Source organism: Fusobacterium sp. JB019 (assembly GCA_030673965.1).
GTDB lineage: Bacteria > Fusobacteriota > Fusobacteriia > Fusobacteriales > Fusobacteriaceae > Fusobacterium_B.
The window spans coordinates 1-19,392 of the sequence record JAUTCN010000020.1; the positions used below are offsets into that span (position 1 = coordinate 1).

The window sequence follows — 19,392 nt, forward strand, 5'->3', positions numbered from 1 at the left end:
TTGGCAAGAATAGCTATGAGGGTACACCTAGTAACATACCGAACCTAGAAGTTAAGCTCATAAACGCTGAAAGTACTTGGGGGGCAGCCCTCTGGGAGGATAAGAACTTGCCAATCTTTTTTTTATTTTTTGGAAAAATATGATATTATATAGTGCAGTGAAAGATTATTTTAAGGAGATAATATTATATGAAAAAAAAAGCGATATTTTTAGATAGAGATGGGACTATAAATATAGATAAAGGATATCTCTACAAGAAAGAAGAGTTTGAATTTGAAGAAAATGCAATAGAAGCATTAAAAAGATTTATTGATTTGGGGTATATATTAATTATAGTAACTAATCAGTCTGGAATAGGAAGAGGTTATTATACAGAAAAAGAATTTAAAGAGTTAACTAAATATATAGAATTATTGCTTTTAGGTCACGGGGTAAAAATAGAAAAATCTTATTATTGTCCACATCATCCCATTAAAGGAATTGGAGAATATAAAAAAGAGTGTAATTGTAGAAAACCTAATGCTGGAATGATATTAAAAGGGATAGAAGAATATAATATAGATAAGTCTAAATCTTTTATGGTTGGCGATAAATTATCAGATGTAATTGCAGGTATAAAATCAGGAGTTACGCCTATTTTGTTAGGTGAAGAACAAGAAAAATTAATGAAAAAAAGTTTTAAAGATAAAGTTAAGATATTTAAAAACTTAGATGAGTTTTCAAAAAAACTTTTTGAAAAAAGTAAAAAATAAATTTTATTTTGGTTGTAACAAGATAGCTAAAAATGATAGAATAAAAAGGATGGATTATGATTAAATTACTTGAAGTTATTAGGAATCTATATAAAATAAATAATGAAATAACACATATAAGAAAAGTTCAAATGGATAGTAGAAAAGTTCAAAAAGGAGATATATTTTTTGCTATAAATAATGGAAAAAATTATATAGGTGAGGTATTAAAAAAAGGAGTTTCGTTAGTCATTTCTGAAGATAAAAAATGGGAAAATAATTCAAAAGTTTTAGTTGTAGAAAATGTAATAAAATCTTTGCAAAATATAGCAAAAGAATATAGAAAAGAATTACCAGTAAAACTTATTGGAATTGTTGGAAGTAATGGTAAAACTACGACTAAAGATATATTATATTCAATATTATCAATAAAATATAACACAAAAAAAACAGAGGGAAATTATAATAATCATATAGGGGTACCTTTTACAATATTGCAAATAAATGAAAAAGATAATTTTGGAATAATAGAAATGGGAATGAGCAATTTTGGCGAAATCAAAAAATTATGTGAAATAGCTAATTTAGATTATTCAATAATAACCAATATAGGTGATTCACATTTAGCGTTTATGAAAAATAGAAAAAATGTTTTTTTAGAAAAAAGTAAAGTTAAAGATTATGTTGAAGAATCAAATCTTTTATTTTTTGGTGATGATCCTTACTTAAAATCTTTAAAAGGTAGAAAAGTTGGGTTTAATTCATATAATGAATTTAGAATTTCTGATTACAACTTAGAGGAAAATGGAATTTTCTTCAAGTTAAACAACGAAGAATATAAGTCTAATATTTATGGGAAACATAATTGTATAAATACAGCATTAAGTATAGGGATGTCTAAAATTATAGGGTTGACAACTCAGGAAATAAAAAAAGGATTAGGAAAAATAGAAATAACTCCTATGAGATTTCAAAAAATTTTAAAAGATGAGATTACGTTTATTAATGATTCTTATAATGCAAGCCCAATTTCTATGAAATATTCATTAAATACTTTTGAAAAATTTAAAACTACAAAAGAAAAAGTAGTTATTCTTGCTGATATGGGAGAACTAGGAGCAAGAGAAATAGATTTTCATGTAGAAGTGATAAAGTATGCAATAAATAAGGATTTTTTGAAGGTAATCTTATATGGAGATAGAATGGAAAAGGCGTTACAAAGAATAGATGATAAGAAAAAAATAATTTTTTTTAGAAAAAAAACTGATATAAAAGAGTTAATAAGTAAAGAATTTAAAAATAAACTAATATTGATTAAAGGATCTAACTTTAATCAACTTTGGGAAATTATAGAATAGGAGAAATTAATGTTATATACTTTAGGAATACTTTACAGTAGGTTAGATTTTTTTAAATCTATTTATTTAAGAGCTTTTGTGGGATTTGTTTTGTCTTTTTTAATAGTTATTATATTGGGGCACCCTTTTATAAATTATTTAAAAAGAAAAAAATTAAAAGAAAAAATAAGAGAATGTGGACCAGTTTCACACTATTCTAAAAAAGGAACTCCAACAATGGGAGGAGTTCTATTAATTTTAGGAGCTTTAATGACTAACTTAATAGTTGGAAATTTAAGAAATAAATATACAGTATTATTGGTTGTAATAACTATATTATTTAGTTCTATAGGGTTTATAGATGATTATAAGAAATTTACAGTCAATAAAGATGGACTTTCAGGTAAAAAAAAGTTATTTGGTCAAAGTTTAATTTCAGCAATAGTTTGGATTTTTATAAAAGAATTTGGGTTAACTTCAAGCAACATAATAGATTTTTCTATAATCAATCCTTTGATACATAATTCTTATTTCTATGTGGGTAGTTTAATTATGCTTGTGTTTATAATGATAGTTATAAATGGAACATCTAATGCAGTTAATATAACGGATGGATTAGATGGATTAGCAATAATGCCAGTTATTATAAGTTGTTCTATATTAGCAACAATAGCTTATTTTAGTGGTCATATAGAAATGAGCTCTCATCTTAGATTATTCTACATAGAAGGTGCAGGGGAAATAATGGTATTTTTATCAACTATTATAGGATCAGGATTAGCATTTCTGTGGTACAATTGTTATCCTGCTCAAATATTTATGGGGGATACCGGTTCTCTTACTTTAGGCGGAATAATTGGTGTTATAGCAGTCTTGCTAAAGCAAGAATTATTATTGCCACTTATAGGTGGAATATTTGTAATAGAAGCTATATCAGTAATATTGCAAGTAGGATCTTATAAAGTTAGAAAGAAAAGAATTTTTAAAATGGCTCCTATTCACCATCATTTTGAATTAATGGATATTCCAGAAAATAAGGTAACATTAAGGTTTTGGATTATATCTTTATTGTTTGGGATAGTAGCATTAGGAGTGGTAAGATTAAGAGGAATTTTATAATTAAGCAACCATGGGGGTTCTCCATGGTTTTTATCGTATATTTTTGAAGAATAATTTTGGAGGAAAAAAAGTGAAGAAAGTTATGATTTTTGGAAATGGCGTAAGTGGAAAAGGAGCTAAAAAATTACTTGAATTACAAGGAGATATTCCAATAATAGTTGATGATAATAGTGGAATTTCTTCAGAAAAAGCTGAAAAATTAATAGATGAAATAAGTTTATTTATTAAAAGTCCAGGGGTACCGTATAACAATTTATTAAAGTTGTGTAAAGAAAAAAAAATTGAAGTAATAGATGAAATTGAGTTAGCTTATAGATATTTAAAAAAGGAAAAATTAAAAACAAAAATAGTGGCAGTAACAGGAAGTAATGGAAAAACAACAGTTACAACTAAAATAAAAGAGATATTAAGAGAAGCTGGAATTAAAGCAGAATTCGCAGGAAATATAGGAAAATCGTTTGCGGAACTTTTAGTGGAGCAAAATGATTTAGATTGCATAGTTTTAGAATGTAGTTCTTTTCAATTGGAGAATGTAAAACATTTTAAACCAGATATAGCTTTGATAGTAAATTTATCACCAGATCATTTAAATAGATATGATAGGGTAGAAGATTATTATGATACAAAACTTAATATATTTAAGAATCAGAATTTAAATGATTTATTTATAATTAACTTAAACGATGAAAATTTAGTAAAAAGAACAAAAAAATTAAAAAGTAAAAAAATTGGAGTTACAATTTCAAAAAATTGTGAAAAGGCAAAATGCTACTATGATGGAGAAAATATAATTTATGAAGGTAAAAAGATAATTAAAGCAGAATTGCTATCATTAAAAGGTAAACATAATATTGAAAATGTTTTATTTATAATTTCAGTAGCTAAAGAATTTAATGTTTCGGATGAATTAATAATTAAATTTTTAACTAAAACAAAATCTTTAGAACATAGAATGGAAAGGTTTTATAAATGGAAGAATACAGTTTTTGTTAATGATTCTAAAGGAACTAATTTAGAATCTACAAAATTTGCTATAGAAGCTTACAAAGGCTCTATATTAATATGTGGAGGAAAAGATAAAGGGTTACCTTTAGAAAATTTATCAGAATTAATAAAAGAGAATATAAAAGAAGTATATCTTATTGGGAAGATGGCGGCAAGACTAAAGGATTCATTATTAAAAGTGGGTTATTCTTTAGAAAAAATTAATAGTTTAAATACTATAGAAGAATCATTAAAAGATTTAAGAAATAAAATAAAAGATGAAAAAGAAGTAGTATTATTGTCTCCATCAACATCAAGTTTTGATCAATTTAAGTCTTTTGAACAAAGAGGAGAAGTTTTTAAAAAAATTGTCATGGAAAATTTTAAACAAGGAGAAAGACTGTGAAAAAAGTTATTATAACAACAGGAGGAACAGGAGGTCATATTTATCCAGCTTTATCAGTAGCTAAAGAATTAAGAAAAAAAAATGTAGAAATACTTTTTATTGGAAGTTCAACTAGGATGGAAAAAGAAATGGTTCCAAATGAAGGCTTTAAATATTTAGGATTAAATATATTACCTTTTAATTCTATTTCAAATATAATAAAGGGATTAAAAGCTATTTTTGAAGCGATAAAAATAATAAAAAAAGAAAAACCAAGTGCAATAATAGGATTTGGGAATTATATATCTTTTCCAATAGTTTTTTCAGGAGTTTTATTAAGAAAAAAAGTTTATCTTCAAGAACAAAATGCTAGCATAGGATTAGTTAATAGATTGTTTTATAGGTTTGCTAAAAAAACTTTTTTAGCGTTTGAAAAAACATATGAAGATATTCCTATAAAATATCAAAATAAATTTAAAGTTACAGGAAATCCTTTGAGAAATGAAATATATAATATTGTTTCTTTAGAAGAAAAAGAAAAATTAGGAATAAAAAAAGAAAAAATATTGTTAGTGACTGGAGGAAGTCTAGGGGCTAAAAGTATAAATGAAGGATTTTTAGAAAATTGGGATATATTACTGGAAGAAAAAAATATAAAAATTTATTGGGCTACGGGAAAGAAAAATTATAGAGAAATTGTAAAAAAACTAGAAGGAAAAATAAAAAATCATGTAATTAAACCATATTTTGAAAATATAATAAATATAATGAGTGCTTCCGATTTAGTTATTTGCAGAGCAGGGGCCTTAACAATATCTGAGCTAATAGAATTAAATAAACCTTCGGTATTAATACCTTTCAACTCTGTTAAAGTTGGACAATATGAAAATGCTATAGTACTTAAGGAAAGAGCAGGTGCTATTATATATAAAAATAGTGAAATAAATGATGCTATAGAGGAAGTCATTGAACTATTAAAAAGTAAAGATAAATTAGAAAAAATGAAATTAAAAATAAGATCATTGAAATATTCTAATGCTGCTATTGAAATTGTTGAAAGTTTAGATATTTGGGGGAAAAAATAATGAAAAATATATTTTTTATAGGAATAAATGGGATAGGAATGAGTGGATTAGCTAAAATAATGTTAGAGCTAGGATATGAAGTTTCAGGATCAGACTTAAAAGAAAATTATATGTCAAAAGAAATGGAAAAAAAAGGAATTAGAATATATTATTCTCATAATGAAAAAAACATTAAGGATGCAGATACAATAATAGTTTCAACAGCAATATCTGAAAAGAATCCTGAATATGCAAAAGCATTAAAAGAAAAATTAGTAATATTAAAAAGAGGAGAACTATTAGCTAAGTTATTAAATAAAAAAATTGGAATAGCTGTTGCAGGAACTCATGGAAAAACTACAACAAGTTCAATGTTAGCGACAGTAGCATTAGAAAAAAAACCAACGATAGTTGTAGGTGGAATAGTCTCAGAAATAAAATCAAATTCAAAATATGGTCGAGGACAATATTTTATAGCTGAAGCAGATGAAAGTGATAATTCTTTTTTATATATGAAGCCATCGTATTCAGTAATAACAAATATAGAAGAAGATCATATGGAAAAACATGGTTCTTTAGAAAATATAAAAAAATCTTTCTATAAGTTTATATGTCAAACAAAGAATGAAGTTATTGCTTGTTTGGATTGTTTAAATTTAAAAGAAATTATATACGAGATTAATGATTTAAAAAAAATAAAAACATATAGTCTTGAAAATAAAAGCGCAGATATATATGCAGAAAATATAAAAGTAAAAAAAGATAAAACTTATTTTGATGTCTTTATTTCACAAAAATTTATAGGAGAATTTGTATTGTCTATTCCAGGGAAGCACAATATATATAATTCTTTACCTGTTATTTATTTAGCAATAAAGATGGGGATTGATATAGAAAAAGTAAAAGAAAAGATAGATAAATTTACAGGGGCAAAACGAAGATATGATATTCTACTAGATAATAAAAAATATAAAATAATTGATGATTATGCTCATCATCCAACAGAAATAAGGGCTACATTAGAAGGAGCAAAAAGTATAGAAAAAGAAAATATCACTGTAATATTTCAACCTCATAGATTTAGTAGAATGAAATTTTTATTAGAAAAATTTGAAGGGGTTTTTGAAAAAGCAAATCAATTGATTTTATTGCCAGTGTACAGTGCTGGGGAAAAAGATGATTTTGGAATATCTTTAGAGAAATTAGCAAAAAAAATTAATCATCCTAATGTTAAAATAATTAAAGAAGAAAAAGAATTAGAGAAAGAACTTCTTAAAGGAGAAAAGAAAAAGGTAGATATATTTATGGGGGCTGGAAGTATATCATTGATAGCTCATAGATTTGCAAAAAAAATAGAAGGGAAATAAACTAATGATAATATCAAAAAACTATAATATGAAAAAGCACTCTAATATGAAAATAGGAGGAAAAGCTAGAAGTTTTATTGAAATAGAAAATAAAATGGAAGTGTTAGATGTTGTAGAAAAATCAGATAATTTCTTTATAATAGGAAATGGAACAAATACATTATTCAACGACAAGTTTTTAAATATTGATTTTATTTCATTAAAAAAATTAAAAAAAATAACAAAAATAGATGATTTTAGATTAAATGTAGAAGCTGGATTAGATTTTGGGACTCTAATCAAATATTTAGAACAAAGTAATTTATCAGGAATTGAAGAACTATCAGGAATTCCAGGGACAGTTGGTGGAATAGTTTATATGAATGGTGGAGCTTATGGAAAGGAAATTTTTGATTGCATTGAATCAGTTGAATGTTTAGATAATAAAAAAAATATTAGAATAATAAATAAAAAGGATTTAATGGTTGAATATAGGAATACAGAAATAAAAGAAAAAAAATGGATAATTTTAAGTGTTAATTTTATTTTTGAGAAAGGGTTTAAAAGAGAAATCGTTCAAGAAAAAAGAAATAAAAGAAATAAAAATCATCCAATAGAAAAACCTAATTTAGGAAGTACCTTTAAAAATCCAAAAGGATTTTTTGCGGCTAAATTAATAATTGAATCTGGATTACAAGGAAAGCGAGTAGGTCAGGCTCAAGTTTCCATGAAACATCCAAATTTTATAGTAAATAATGGAAACGCTTCTTTTGAAGATGTAATTAATTTAATAAATTATGTAATAGAAGAAGTATATAAAAAAACTGGAATTAAATTAGAAAAAGAAATCATAATTTTAAAATAAAATCTATAGGAGGACTAAATTGAAGATAGGTGTATTTATGGGAGGAATTTCATCAGAAAAAGAAATTTCTATAAAAACAGGAAAAGCAATTTTAAAAAGTCTTTTAAGACAAGGTTATAATGCTTATGGTATAGAATTAAACAAGGAAAATATATTAAAAGCTTTTTTAGAAAAAGAATATGATATTGCATTTTTAGCACTTCATGGAATATTTGGAGAAGATGGAAGGATTCAAGGATTATTAGATATATTAGGTAAAAAATATACAGGATCATCAATGATAAGTAGTGCTATTTCTATGGACAAAGATTTAACTAAAAAAATAGCGATTAGCGAGGGAATAAAAGTTCCGAAAACTTATAAAGTAGAGGAAATAAATAAAATAAAAGAATTTCCTGTGGTTGTTAAACCTGTAATAGAAGGATCTAGTGTCGGTCTTTATATTTGTGATGATTTGAATGATATAAAAAATGCTCTTATCAATTTAGAAGGGAAAGAGGTTACAATAGAAGAATTTATAAAAGGTGAAGAGTTGACAGTTGGAGTTATTCAAGGAGAGGCTTTAGGTGTTTTAAAAATAAAACCTAAAGAAGGTCTTTATGATTATAAATCAAAATATACGAAGGGAATGACCGAGTATGAATATCCAGCGATTATAGAGAATAAATACTATAAAAAAGCAATGGAATATGCTACAATAATTCATAATAGTTTAAAAATGAAAGGGATATCAAGAAGTGATTTCATTTTATCGAATGGAGATATTTATTTTTTAGAAGTTAATAGCTGTCCAGGGATGACAGAAACAAGCTTAGTTCCTAAATTAGCTACGTTAAAAGGATATACTTTTGATGATTTAGTTAGAAAAACAATAGAAGAAGCAAATTTATAAAAGATAGGTGATAGTTTGAAGTTGATTATTAGGCTAATGATTTTATTTTGTTTTTTTAGAGTAATATCAGATATAAATATTTATTTTTTAAATAAGGATATTTTTAGAATAAAATCAATAAAAATAGAAGGTGCTGAGAGTCAGCTATATATGAAATTAAAAAAGATAGAAAAAAAATTGCTTAATAAAAATATTAATTTTATTGATTTTACTAGTTTAGAAAATTCTATTTTAGAGGATAGAAGAATTGAAAAAATAAAAATAAATGTAAATAAACTAGGAATTCTAAGTGTTGGAGTAAAGGAAAAAGAAATAAATTATTATTTACAATATAAAAAAGAAATATATTTACTTGATAAAAACGGGGAAATATGTGGTAAAATTAATGATAAGAAGCTATTGGATGTTCCAATTATATGTGTGAAATCAAAAGAAGAAATTTTACCGTTAATTATATTAATTAAAAAATTAGAAAAAAGTCAATTAAAAAGGATGCTTTCTCAAATATATAGGGATGGAAAGCATTGCATAAATATGATTTTATTAGATGGAACTATAATTAAAACGAATTTAGAAGTAGATCCTGAAAAATATTACATATCAGAATGTTTATATCTTAATTTATCGAAAGAAAAAAGAATAGAGTATATAGATATCAGATTTAAAGATTATGTTCTTAAGTATATGGAGGATAAAAATGGGAAATAATATTTTAAAATTTATTCTAGATATAGGAAATGCAAAGATAAAAATGTTAGCAGGAGAATTAAGTGAAGATGGATCTAAGCTACGAGTATTAAAATATGTAGAAGTGAAAAGTGAAGGAATAAAGAAGAGTATAATTGAAAACCCAAGCCTTTTGAGTGAAAGTATAAAAAAAGCAAAAAGCTTGATAGAAGATAGCTTAGAAATAAGTATTGAAAAAGTAAATTTAGGAGTTGGGGGAACTAATGTATGTTCTAGAACAGCAAATATAAGATTACCTTTTGAAGAAGAGAAAGAAATAGAAGAGAAAGATTTAGAGCAATTATATGAATTAGCTAAAAAAGAATTGAAATATGAGGATGAAGAAATTTTGAAAAAAGAGTACTATAATCTTAGAGTGGATAATGCGGGAATTGTTAAAAATCCAGTAGGATTATTAGGAAAGGAACTTCAAGGAGATATTCATTTAGTATTAGCAAAAACAGAAGAAATAAATAAATTAAAAGAAGTTGTAATAAGAGCAGAAATGGAAGTAGAAGGAATTTATCTTAATGCATATGCAGCTTCTAGAGCAACTTTAAGTTTAGAAGATAAGGATAAGGGAGTTGCTTTAATAGATATAGGAGAAGGAACAACAGATATAATAATTTATAAAAATAATAAAATGATTTATGTTAAGTCTCTATCTCTAGGAGGGATGCATTATATTAGTGATTTGGAGTACATTTATAAGATATCAAAGGAAGAAGCGATAGATATAATGAATAAAGCAATGGCTTCCAAAGATTTAGAAGAAGTATTTACTATTGGTAACAGAAAAGTATCCACTAAAAATATAGTAGATGCAATAAATGCAAGAACAGATGATTTTGTTAAATTTATAAGAAATACAATTCAAGATTCAGGCTTTACTGGTTATTTAGGAAAAGGAATTTGTTTAACAGGGGGAGTAACTAGAATAGATGAGATGTATGATTGGATTAAAGGAAATTTGGGATATCCAGTAAGGAGATTGTATCCTATATCAATTTCAGGAATTGAGGATTCTAAACCAGAAATGTCAGTATGTATAGGAATATTGATAGAAGTTATGGAACAAGAGTATAATAAAATAGAAGAACTTAAAAAAAATAAACAAGAGGAAGAATTAAAAGAAGAAATAACAGAAGAAAAGCTTGAAATAGAAGAGAAAAATAAAAAAATAAAAAAAGAGAAATTTAAGAGAATAAAAACATGGTTTTCTAATTTTATATAATTTAGCAGGAGGTAGTTTTTATGGCGGATAACATCGTAAGAATAAAAGTTCTTGGAGCAGGAGGAGCAGGAGGAAATGCTATAAATGATATGATAACAGCTGGAGTAGCAGGTGTAGAGTTTATAGCGGCCAATACTGACGCACAAGATTTAGATAAATCTTTAGCAGATGTAAGAATTCAATTAGGAGAAAAGTTAACTAGAGGGTTAGGAGCAGGATCTAACCCAGAAGTGGGAAAAGAAGCAGCAGAAGAAGATACTGAAAAATTAAAACAGTTATTAGATGAAACAGATATGTTATTTATAACAGCCGGAATGGGTGGAGGAACAGGAACTGGTTCATCTCCTGTTATAGCAAAAGTGGCTAAAGAATTAGGAATATTAACAGTAGGAGTAGTAACTAAACCTTTCGGATTTGAAGGTGGAAGAAGAAGAAATAATGCAGAAAGAGGAATAGAAGAGTTAAGACAATATGTAGATTCTTTAGTGGTTATTCCTAATGATAAATTATTTGAACTACCTGATAAAACAATAACATTACAGAATGCCTTTAAAGAAGCAAATAATATTCTAAAAATAGGAATAAAAGGAGTAGCAGATCTTATTATTGGAAATGGACTAATAAATCTCGATTTTGCAGATATAAAAACTACAATGGAAAATTCAGGAGTAGCAGTTTTAGGATTTGGAGATGGAGAAGGTGAAAATAGGGCTATGAAGGCAACAGAGAAAGCTTTAATGTCTCCATTATTGGAAAAATCTATATCTGGAGCAAGTAAAATCCTTTTAAATATTTCAGGATCAGGAGATTTAACTCTTATGGAATCTCAATCAATAGCAAATATAGTTAGAGAAGCTGCGGGAAAAGATGCTGATGATGTAATGTTTGGTGTTAATATAGATAATGAATTAAAAGAAAGAATAGAAGTAACAATAATAGCAAACAATTTTATGGATGAAGTTGAAAAAAATGAACCTTTTATAAATGTATCTAAGAATACAAAGGATAACAATGGAGAAACTATTCAAGGGGAAGAGAATCAACAGAAGCAAGATATCGATTTACCACCATGGATTAGAAGTAATAAATAAAAGCTTGAAAAAGAATGTATAATATGTTAAAATAACAAGACCCTGCTCAAATGAATGATTTGGGCTTATAACCATAGGGAGGAGGTATAAAAATGAGAAAATATGAAATTATGTACATTATCAACCCAACTGTATTAGAAGAAGCAAGAGAAGCGGTAATTGCTAAAGTTAATGAAATCTTAACAGAGGCAGGAGCAGTAGTTGCTAAAACAGAAAAATGGGGAGAAAGAAAGTTAGCTTATCCTATAGATAAAAAGAAAACAGGATTTTATGTACTAACTACTTTAGAAATGGACGGTACAAAATTAGTTGATGTAGAAAGAAAACTTAATATTACTGAATCAGTAATGAGATATATTCTAGTGAAGCAAGACTAATTGTAAGGTATTTAACGTTTATTTTAAAGGAGGGATTATAAAATGGCTGATTATAGAAGAAGAAGAGCTAAATTAAGAGTTAAAGCATCTGAAATTGATTATAAAAATGTAGATCTTTTAAAAAGATTTGTATCTGATAAAGGAAGAATCAATCCATCTAGAGTAACTGGTGCTAATGCAAAGTTACAAAGAAAAATAGCTAAAGCTATTAAAAGAGCTAGAAATATTGCTTTAATTCCATATACAAGAACAGAAAAATAATATTAAAAAAGCACATTTATGTGCTTTTTTTTATAAAAATAAGAGGTCATCATTTTAATGATGACCTCTTATTTTTTAATATGGTTTATTTTTTAAAATATTGTATAGCTTTTTTAATTTCTTTTGGTAGCTTTTTTAATTTTTCACTAGGAACGCTACAAAGGGCAATTCTTATACCATTTTTCAAAGGTAAAACAAAAATATTGTTATTAACTAAAAATTTAACTATTTCATCTTTATTTTCACTTATAGGTATAGTTATAAAAAATCCACCTTTAAAAGGGCAATATTCTAAATTCTCTTTATTTGCATTTTTAATAAATATATTAGATCTTTCTTTTAACAAATCAATCCATTTTTTTCGAGTAGTATCAATTTCATTATAATAACTATCGTTATTAAAAATTTCATTTAAAATTGCCATTCCACCTTTTGAAATATTAGACCAAGAAGTACGGCATAAAAACTCAGAAGAATAAGAAAATTCAGATATAACCTCTTTAGAAGTAGAAATAGCAATTTGAGCTCCAGTTCTTAGCCCATAGCAAGTAAAAGATTTAGACATACTGTAAGCTAAAATTACTAGAATATTTTTAGGCAACCCTGAAAATAAAGAAAAATGTTTTCTTGAAAGATCTCGGCCTCTAAAATCATAGTCAATATAAGCAATATCGTTAAGTAGTATTATTTCTCCATAAGATGAAGCTTTTTTTAAAATTTCTACAACGGATTTCCATTCTTCGAATGAAAGAGAATATCCTGTTGGATTTTGACAAGGATCATTTATAACAATAATGACTTTTTTTTGTTTTTTTATAAGAGTTAAAAGTTTTTCTGAAAAATCTTTTAAATTGAATGAATTATTTGAAAATAAATTGTAAGTTTCATAATTTAAGTTGTCTGCTTGAGTAAGACTTATATAAGCTTCCCACATAAAATTAGGTAGAAGAATTGTATCTCCTTCTTCAGCGTATCCTTTAAATGTATTGTGGATAGCTCCAGTTCCTCCAGCAGTAGCAGTAACATCTACGTAAGTATTATTTTTATTAAATTCATCTATATGATTGTTTAAGATATCTTTCTTAACAGCTTCTTTATATTCTAAAGAACCGCTAACTCCTGCTGCATATCCAAATATATCAATTGCCGGTAGTTGTTTATAAAGTTTGTCTACTGTATCAAAGATCAATAAATTTTCTTTGTCATCAAAGAAAGTACCAATTGTAGAATTTATAATTTGAGAATTATCAATTGTTTTTTTTAGTTCTTTAACTTGTCTAGCCATAGCAAAAGCACCTTTTCCAAGTTTTTTACCGATTATTTTTTTTGCTAACATATTAACCTCCTACCTTGTTTATACACAAGTATACACGAAGATACACGAAAAGTCAATTCAAGATTAAGAAATTTCAATAAATTTAGAAAATAAATGCTCCTAAAATCCCAAAAATAATTAAAGGAATATTAAAGTGTAAAAAAGTAGGAATACAAGTATCCCAAATATGATTATGCTGGTTATCTGAGTTTAATCCGGAAGTGGGACCTAATGTAGAGTCCGAGGCAGGAGATCCAGCATCTCCTAGAGCTCCTGCAGCGGAAATTAAAATAGCTATTCCTTGAGGAGAAAAACCTAATTTTAAAGCTAAAGGACAATAGATTACAGCTAATATAGGAATAGTGCCAAAAGAAGTACCTATTCCAAGAGTTATAAATAAACCGATAAGAAGCATTAAACTTGCTCCAAGTATTTTATTATTTCCTATTATATGTATGATGCTTTGGACTAAAGTTGGAACAGCTCCAGTTTCCCTAATTACATTTCCAAAACCAGCAGCAACAAGCATAACAAAGGCTATAAATCCCATTAAATTAACCCCTTCATTAAGAGTGTCATCAAATAAATTTCTAGGAATAACTTTTGTGATGGACATAAAGATTAAAGCAAATAAAGCTCCTAAAGGTAAAGAACCAGTTTTTAGTTGGATACCAAAAGCCAAAAGAGTACTTAAAGTTGCGAGTGCATGCTTTTTAGTAAATTGAGAATCTTCATTTTGATTAGAGGTAGTAAAATCCTTATATTCTCTGGGGTTTTTATAGGAAATAAATAAGGCAAATAAAAGACCAAAAAACATACCAAGTCCTAATGTCCAATTAACAGCTGAAATATTTTTTAAGGTGATAGAAACACCATTGGCAATTAATTGATCTCGAATTATAGTTTGAAAAATAAGTCCAAATCCAACAGGCAAAGCAATATAAGGGGCTTTAAGTCCGAAGGTTAAAGCGCAAGCTACAGCTCGTCTATCTATTTTTAATTTATTCATTAAAGTTAAAAGAGGCGGAATTAAAATAGGTATAAAAGCTATATGAACAGGAATAAGATTTTGGGAAAGGCAAGCTAAAGAAGCGATTATAAAAATAAGTATATATTTTTTATTTTTAACTATCTTAAAAATCTTAAGAGAAATAATATTGGCTAGACCAGAATTATTAATAGCAACAGCTAAGGTTCCAAGTAAAATATAACTAAGAGCAGTTTCAGAGTTGCCTCCCATTCCTTTGATTAGGATACTCATAGTTTCGCTAAGTCCCATTCCTGAAGAGAGACCTGCTGTTAATGCAGAAATTAAAATAGCTATGATTACATTTGTTCTTAAAATACATAAAATCATCATAATTGTTACTGAAATGATTACGGGGTTAAAAAGCATAAAATCCTCCTAATTGTTTAATATTTAAAGTAAAATCTTTATAAGTTTATCATCAAATCTAGTAAAAATCAAACTTCTATCTATTTTTATGGTAAAATAAAAAAAATACAAATGATTATGATATAATGATTATAAAAAAAGGGAAGGGAATTTTATGAAGATGGTAGATACTCATTGTCATATGGACGATGAACAATATGATGAAGATAGAGAAAATATTTTAAGAAAAATATCAGAAAAAATGGAATTTATAGTAAATGTAGGATATAACCTAGTTTCTTCAGAAAAAAGCGTAGAATATGCTAAAAATCAAAAGTTTATATATGCAGCAATTGGAATTCATCCAACTGAAATTGAAACTTATAATATTGAAGTAGAGAAAAAAATAGAAAAACTATTAAATGAAGAAGAAAAAGTTGTTGCTATTGGAGAAATAGGTTTAGATTATCATTGGATGGTGACTGATAAAGAATATCAAAAGAAAATTTTTATAAGACAAATGGAATTAGCAAGGAAACATAAAAAACCTGTAGTGATACATTCTAGAGAGGCAATGGAAGACACATTAAATATTTTAGAAGAATACCCAGATGTAAAGGGAATATTTCATTGCTTTCCAGGGAGTATTGAGAGTGCTTTGAAAATTTCTGATAGATATTATTTTGGAATTGGAGGAGTTTTGACTTTTAAAAATTCAAAAAAAACAGTAAAATTTTTAAAGGAAATAGATATAAATAGAGTGGTTTTAGAAACAGATTCTCCATATTTATCACCAGTTCCATTTAGAGGAAAAAGAAATATTCCTTTGAATGTAAAGTATGTGGCTAAAAAAATAGCTGAATTGAAAGGAATTACATTTGAAGAAGTAGTTGAGATAACTACTCGAAATGCAAAAAAAATATATAATATAAAATAGGAGATTATATGAAACATTTTTTGGGATTAGGAACTGATATAATAGAAATATCGAGAATAAAAAAAGCGATAAAAAATGTAAAGTTTTTAGAAAAGGTTTATTCTTCGGAAGAACTTCATCTGATAGGGGAAAAAGGAAATAAAGCTGAAACCTATGCAGGAAGATTTGCAGCCAAGGAAGCTATTTCAAAAGCTTTTGGAACAGGGATGAGAGAGATTACATTTTCAAATATAGAAATTATAAATGATGATTTAGGGAAACCTATCATAAAATTTAAAAACAATATAAAAGCTTATGAAGAAAAATATTTAGTGGAGGTTTCTATATCTCATTGTAAAGAATATGCAGTTTCTACAGCCATTGTTTTTACAAAAGAAAATGAGGTGAAAAAATAATGATTGATGTATTGGAAATGAGTAGAGAGTTTCAAAGTTTCAAAGAAGCTATTGAAAATATAAGACAAACTTTAAAATTAGACGGTAGAGTTTTGGAAAATAAAAAATTAGAAAAGGAAACCTTAACAGAAGGATTTTGGAGTAATAAGAAGAATAGTCAAGAAGTAATAAATAAAATAAATCAGAATAAGGAATTAATTAATGAATATAATAAAATTCAGGAACTATATGATGAAGAAGAACTTATTTTTGAATTTTTAAATTCAGGTGAAGAAGAATTTAAAGAAGAGCTTTTAAAAAAACATAAAATCTTAAAAAAAAGAATAGAAGAAATAGATATTAAATTATTATTAGATGGGAAGTATGATAGTAATAATGCGATTGTAACTATTCATTCTGGTGCGGGAGGAACAGAAGCTTGTGACTGGGTGGAAATGATATATCGAATGTATACAAGATGGACTAATAGTAAAAGATATAAAGTTTCTCAAATGGATTTTATGCCAGGAGATTCGGTGGGTATAAAATCGATTACATTTTTAGTAGAAGGTCCTTTAGCTTATGGGTATTTAAAAGGAGAAAAAGGTGTCCATAGATTAGTAAGAATATCACCATTTGATGCAAATAAAAAAAGACATACTTCCTTTGCTTCTGTTGATGTTTTACCAGAGGTTGATAACGATATAGAAATTAAAATTAGACCAGAAGATATAAGAGTTGATACTTATAGAGCGGGAGGAGCAGGAGGCCAACATGTTAATATGACGGATTCAGCAGTTAGAATAACTCATTTCTCAACAGGAATAGTAACTACTTGTCAACAAGAAAGATCTCAACTTCTTAATAAAGAAAAAGCTATTAAAGTTTTAAAATCAAAGTTATTAGATTTAGAAATTCAAAAAAAAGAAGCTGAAATGAAAAAAATTCAAGGAGAGCAAAGTGAAATAGGTTGGGGAAATCAGATAAGATCGTATGTGTTTCAACCATATATGTTAGTCAAAGATCATAGAACTAATTGTGAAGTAGGTAACGTTAAATTGGTTATGGATGGAGGAATAGATAAATTTATTAATTTTTATTTAAGATGGTTGAAAAGTAAATAGTACTTTAAAAATCGGTTAAATTATGGTAAACTTCAAGATAAGGAAAATAGAATAGGGGGAAAAGCAATGACAAAAAAAATAAGAACAAGAGTTGCGCCATCTCCAACAGGAGATCCGCATGTAGGGACAGCATATATTGCTATGTTTAATATAGCTTTTGCACATGTAAATAACGGAGAATTTATTTTAAGAATAGAAGATACAGATCAAGTGAGATCAACAAAAGAGTCAGAAAAAATGATATTTGATTCTTTAAACTGGCTAGGATTAAATTGGAGTGAAGGTCCAGATATTTTAGGGCCTTACGGTCCTTATAGGCAATCAGAAAGATTTGACATGTATGGAGATTATGCTAGAGCACTAGTAGAAAAAGGTGAAGCTTATTATTGTTTCTGTACTTCAGAAAGGTTATCAAATTTAAGAGAAAGACAAAAAGCAATGAAAAAAGCTCCAGGGTATGATGGACATTGCAGAAGTTTGTCTAAAGAAGAAGTGAAAGCAAAATTAGATGCAGGTGAGCCTTATGTAATAAGATTAAAAATGCCTTATGAAGGTCAGACAATAGTTCATGATAGATTAAGAGGAGATATAGTGTTTGAAAACAGCATTATAGATGATCAAGTATTATTGAAAGCGGATGGGTACCCAACATATCATTTAGCAAATGTTGTAGATGATCATTTGATGGAAATAACTACAGTTATTAGAGCAGAAGAATGGATATCATCAACACCAAAGCATATACAATTATATAAAGCTTTTGGGTGGGATCAACCAGAATTTATTCATATGCCATTGTTAAGAAACAGCGATAGAACTAAAATATCTAAAAGAAAAAACCCAGTTTCTTTAAATTGGTATAAAGAAGAAGGATATTTAAAAGAGGGATTGTTAAATTTCTTAGGAATGATGGCATATTCATTTAAAGAAGGAAAAGAAATATTTAGTCTTCAAGAATTTAAGGATACATTTAATATAGATAATGTTTCTTTAGGTGGACCTGTTTTTGATTTAGTTAAATTAGGGTGGATAAATAATCAACATATGAGATTAAAAGATTTGAAAGAATTAACAGATTTAGCTACACCATTCTTTATAGAGGAAGGATATGTAGAAAAACAAATGACTTCTCATGAGAGAGTGGCTATGGAAAGAATAGTAGAATTACTAAGAGAACATGCCCACACTTTAAAAGAGATAGCTAAAGAAGCTGCTGTATATTATAAAGATGACTATGATTTACCAGAAGTAAAAGAAGATATGAATAAAAAAGAAAGAAAAGGAATAGAAAGACTTCATAAAGCTATAGAAGATGAAACAGGAAAAAAATCTATTAAGTTATTTTTAGAAAAATTAAGAGAATTTCCAACAGAAGAGATAGAGTTAGATTCAGCTAAAAAGTTGTTAACTGATACTTTAGAAGAAATAGGAGAAGGTCCAGGAAAAGTATATATGCCTTTGAGAGCTGTATTAACAGGAGAACCAAGAGGAGCAGATTTATATAATTTAATATTTGTAATAGGAAAAACAAGAACTATTGCTAGAATAGAAAATATGATTAAAAAATATAATATATAAATTTAAAGATTTATAAAAAAGTTTCCCTTAGATTAATCTAAGGGAAACTTTTTTTATTTAATAATTACAAGGGTCGGATGAGTTTTGATGAAAAAACTAAAAATAAAAGTAAAAAAAATGTTGACATAAGTTGTGAAAAGTGGTATTATACTTCTTGTCCGCAAGAGAAGCGAACGAAGGACATTAACAACAGAATAGAGAAGTTTAACAAGATAAGCAAGCAAACCTTAAATGGTGTTTAAAGAAACAAAATGGTAAGAAAATTGACCTAGTCAAT

19 protein-coding genes and 1 rRNA gene are annotated in these 19,392 nt (G+C 27.0%); 18 read left to right on the plus strand and 2 right to left on the minus strand.

The genetic code is table 11. The features are described from left to right. From rrf to rpsR, 14 genes are all read left to right on the plus strand, one after another. A 5S ribosomal RNA gene (gene rrf / locus Q7K47_09940) occupies window positions 1-116 on the plus strand. Between the two features lie 72 nt (window positions 117-188). Continuing rightward, complete coding sequence (locus tag Q7K47_09945; GenBank protein MDP0507514.1) at window positions 189-752, plus strand: HAD family hydrolase; 564 nt, start codon at window positions 189-191, stop codon at window positions 750-752. Window positions 753-808: 56 nt separating this feature from the next. Further along, window positions 809-2,089: a UDP-N-acetylmuramoyl-tripeptide--D-alanyl-D-alanine ligase gene (gene murF, locus Q7K47_09950; GenBank protein MDP0507515.1), complete on the plus strand. Its 1,281-nt coding sequence runs from the start codon at window positions 809-811 to the stop codon at window positions 2,087-2,089. Between the two features lie 9 nt (window positions 2,090-2,098). Next, window positions 2,099-3,187: a phospho-N-acetylmuramoyl-pentapeptide-transferase gene (gene mraY / locus Q7K47_09955; GenBank protein MDP0507516.1), complete on the plus strand. Its 1,089-nt coding sequence runs from the start codon at window positions 2,099-2,101 to the stop codon at window positions 3,185-3,187. A 70-nt stretch (window positions 3,188-3,257) separates the two neighbouring features. Continuing rightward, window positions 3,258-4,577, plus strand: a complete 1,320-nt coding sequence (gene murD / locus Q7K47_09960; protein MDP0507517.1) for a UDP-N-acetylmuramoyl-L-alanine--D-glutamate ligase — start codon at window positions 3,258-3,260, stop codon at window positions 4,575-4,577. Further along, window positions 4,574-5,641, plus strand: a complete 1,068-nt coding sequence (gene murG / locus Q7K47_09965; GenBank protein ID MDP0507518.1) for an undecaprenyldiphospho-muramoylpentapeptide beta-N-acetylglucosaminyltransferase — start codon at window positions 4,574-4,576, stop codon at window positions 5,639-5,641. The genes murD and murG overlap by 4 nt, the downstream gene beginning before the upstream one ends. Then, window positions 5,641-6,987 carry a UDP-N-acetylmuramate--L-alanine ligase gene (gene murC, locus Q7K47_09970; protein MDP0507519.1) on the plus strand — a complete coding sequence of 449 codons (1,347 nt, stop codon included), beginning with the start codon at window positions 5,641-5,643 and terminating at the stop codon, window positions 6,985-6,987. The genes murG and murC overlap by 1 nt, the downstream gene beginning before the upstream one ends. 4 nt (window positions 6,988-6,991) lie before the next feature. Continuing rightward, window positions 6,992-7,831 carry a UDP-N-acetylmuramate dehydrogenase gene (gene murB, locus Q7K47_09975; GenBank protein MDP0507520.1) on the plus strand — a complete coding sequence of 280 codons (840 nt, stop codon included), beginning with the start codon at window positions 6,992-6,994 and terminating at the stop codon, window positions 7,829-7,831. A 19-nt stretch (window positions 7,832-7,850) separates the two neighbouring features. Further along, on the plus strand, window positions 7,851-8,723 hold the full coding sequence (locus Q7K47_09980) for a D-alanine--D-alanine ligase (GenBank protein MDP0507521.1): 873 nt from the start codon (window positions 7,851-7,853) through the stop codon (window positions 8,721-8,723). 15 nt (window positions 8,724-8,738) lie between these two features. Beyond that, entirely contained in the window at window positions 8,739-9,431 is a 693-nt protein-coding gene (locus Q7K47_09985) for a cell division protein FtsQ/DivIB (GenBank protein MDP0507522.1), read from the plus strand. Further along, window positions 9,421-10,683 (plus strand): cell division protein FtsA, encoded by a 1,263-nt coding sequence (gene ftsA / locus Q7K47_09990; protein MDP0507523.1) that lies wholly within the window; start codon window positions 9,421-9,423, stop codon window positions 10,681-10,683. Before Q7K47_09985 ends, ftsA begins: the two co-directional genes overlap by 11 nt. A 20-nt stretch (window positions 10,684-10,703) precedes the next feature. Beyond that, entirely contained in the window at window positions 10,704-11,774 is a 1,071-nt protein-coding gene (ftsZ, locus tag Q7K47_09995) for a cell division protein FtsZ (GenBank protein MDP0507524.1), read from the plus strand. 92 nt (window positions 11,775-11,866) lie between these two features. Further along, window positions 11,867-12,151, plus strand: coding sequence for a 30S ribosomal protein S6 (rpsF, locus tag Q7K47_10000; GenBank protein ID MDP0507525.1), 285 nt, complete (start codon window positions 11,867-11,869; stop codon window positions 12,149-12,151). Between the two features lie 42 nt (window positions 12,152-12,193). Next, window positions 12,194-12,412: a 30S ribosomal protein S18 gene (rpsR, locus tag Q7K47_10005; GenBank protein ID MDP0507526.1), complete on the plus strand. Its 219-nt coding sequence runs from the start codon at window positions 12,194-12,196 to the stop codon at window positions 12,410-12,412. Window positions 12,413-12,497: 85 nt separating this feature from the next. On the opposite strand, the gene Q7K47_10010 is transcribed toward rpsR, so the two are convergent. Next, entirely contained in the window at window positions 12,498-13,748 is a 1,251-nt protein-coding gene (locus Q7K47_10010) for an aminotransferase class I/II-fold pyridoxal phosphate-dependent enzyme (GenBank protein ID MDP0507527.1), read from the minus strand. An 82-nt stretch (window positions 13,749-13,830) separates the two neighbouring features. Further along, entirely contained in the window at window positions 13,831-15,123 is a 1,293-nt protein-coding gene (locus tag Q7K47_10015) for an SLC13 family permease (GenBank protein MDP0507528.1), read from the minus strand. A 154-nt stretch (window positions 15,124-15,277) separates the two neighbouring features. Here Q7K47_10015 and Q7K47_10020 point away from each other — a divergent pair, with 154 nt between their 5' ends. From Q7K47_10020 to gltX, 4 genes are all read left to right on the plus strand, one after another. Beyond that, complete coding sequence (locus tag Q7K47_10020) at window positions 15,278-16,039, plus strand: TatD family hydrolase (protein ID MDP0507529.1); 762 nt, start codon at window positions 15,278-15,280, stop codon at window positions 16,037-16,039. 8 nt (window positions 16,040-16,047) lie between these two features. After that, window positions 16,048-16,434 (plus strand): holo-ACP synthase, encoded by a 387-nt coding sequence (acpS, locus tag Q7K47_10025; protein ID MDP0507530.1) that lies wholly within the window; start codon window positions 16,048-16,050, stop codon window positions 16,432-16,434. Between the two features lie 2 nt (window positions 16,435-16,436). Continuing rightward, the gene (gene prfB / locus Q7K47_10030) at window positions 16,437-17,537 is read left to right on the plus strand and encodes a peptide chain release factor 2 (protein ID MDP0507531.1); all 1,101 of its coding nucleotides are present in this window, start codon (window positions 16,437-16,439) and stop codon (window positions 17,535-17,537) included. 66 nt (window positions 17,538-17,603) lie between these two features. Then, on the plus strand, window positions 17,604-19,115 hold the full coding sequence (gene gltX, locus Q7K47_10035) for a glutamate--tRNA ligase (GenBank protein MDP0507532.1): 1,512 nt from the start codon (window positions 17,604-17,606) through the stop codon (window positions 19,113-19,115). The last annotated feature ends 277 nt before the right edge of the window (window positions 19,116-19,392 follow it).

Coding starts and splice junctions, on each gene's coding strand:
- Q7K47_09945 (MDP0507514.1), top strand. CDS start 189: ATGAAAAAAAAAGCGATATTTTTAGATAGAGATGGGACTATAAATATA.
- murF (MDP0507515.1), top strand. CDS start 809: ATGATTAAATTACTTGAAGTTATTAGGAATCTATATAAAATAAATAAT.
- mraY (MDP0507516.1), top strand. CDS start 2,099: ATGTTATATACTTTAGGAATACTTTACAGTAGGTTAGATTTTTTTAAA.
- murC (MDP0507519.1), top strand. CDS start 5,641: ATGAAAAATATATTTTTTATAGGAATAAATGGGATAGGAATGAGTGGA.
- murB (MDP0507520.1), top strand. CDS start 6,992: ATGATAATATCAAAAAACTATAATATGAAAAAGCACTCTAATATGAAA.
- ftsA (MDP0507523.1), top strand. CDS start 9,421: ATGGGAAATAATATTTTAAAATTTATTCTAGATATAGGAAATGCAAAG.
- ftsZ (MDP0507524.1), top strand. CDS start 10,704: ATGGCGGATAACATCGTAAGAATAAAAGTTCTTGGAGCAGGAGGAGCA.
- rpsF (MDP0507525.1), top strand. CDS start 11,867: ATGAGAAAATATGAAATTATGTACATTATCAACCCAACTGTATTAGAA.
- rpsR (MDP0507526.1), top strand. CDS start 12,194: ATGGCTGATTATAGAAGAAGAAGAGCTAAATTAAGAGTTAAAGCATCT.
- Q7K47_10010 (MDP0507527.1), bottom strand. CDS start 13,748: ATGTTAGCAAAAAAAATAATCGGTAAAAAACTTGGAAAAGGTGCTTTT.
- Q7K47_10015 (MDP0507528.1), bottom strand. CDS start 15,123: ATGCTTTTTAACCCCGTAATCATTTCAGTAACAATTATGATGATTTTA.
- Q7K47_10020 (MDP0507529.1), top strand. CDS start 15,278: ATGAAGATGGTAGATACTCATTGTCATATGGACGATGAACAATATGAT.
- acpS (MDP0507530.1), top strand. CDS start 16,048: ATGAAACATTTTTTGGGATTAGGAACTGATATAATAGAAATATCGAGA.
- gltX (MDP0507532.1), top strand. CDS start 17,604: ATGACAAAAAAAATAAGAACAAGAGTTGCGCCATCTCCAACAGGAGAT.